1 pseudogene is annotated in these 403 nt (G+C 32.5%); it reads right to left on the reverse strand.

The window, feature by feature from the left end:
- Window positions 1-403: pseudogene (locus tag K9U41_RS23570) on the reverse strand (hypothetical protein); the annotation flags it as partial.

Genomic DNA, 403 nt, shown 5'->3' on the forward strand with positions numbered 1-403 from the left:
TTTTTGCCCTACACTAAGACCCAAAGATTCTAAATGTGGAATAAAAACTTCTTTACAGCTTGAAGGTGGAACTGTGGATTTTATCACCAAAATTGGCTCTTTTTGGCATTTATCTAAATTTTTTGCAGTTGTCCTAAGCGCATCCAATAAAAAACTCAAATCAGCGCTTCCATCTTCACTCATAGGTGTACCAATACAATAAAATATAATTTTAGCTTCTTTTAAAGCTTCTGTTGCATCGTTAGTGATTTTCAACTTTTTTCCCAAAACATCATTTAATGCTTCTGGCAATCCTTCTTCATGAAATGGTATTTTTCCGTCGTTAATCAATAAAGCTTTATTTTTATCTATCTCATATCCAATAACATCAAAGCCTTTTTTTGCAAATCCAACTGCTGTAGTA

The organism is Xanthobacter autotrophicus, from assembly GCF_029991245.1.
In the GTDB taxonomy this organism is placed as follows: domain Bacteria; phylum Pseudomonadota; class Alphaproteobacteria; order Rhizobiales; family Xanthobacteraceae; genus Xanthobacter; species Xanthobacter autotrophicus_C.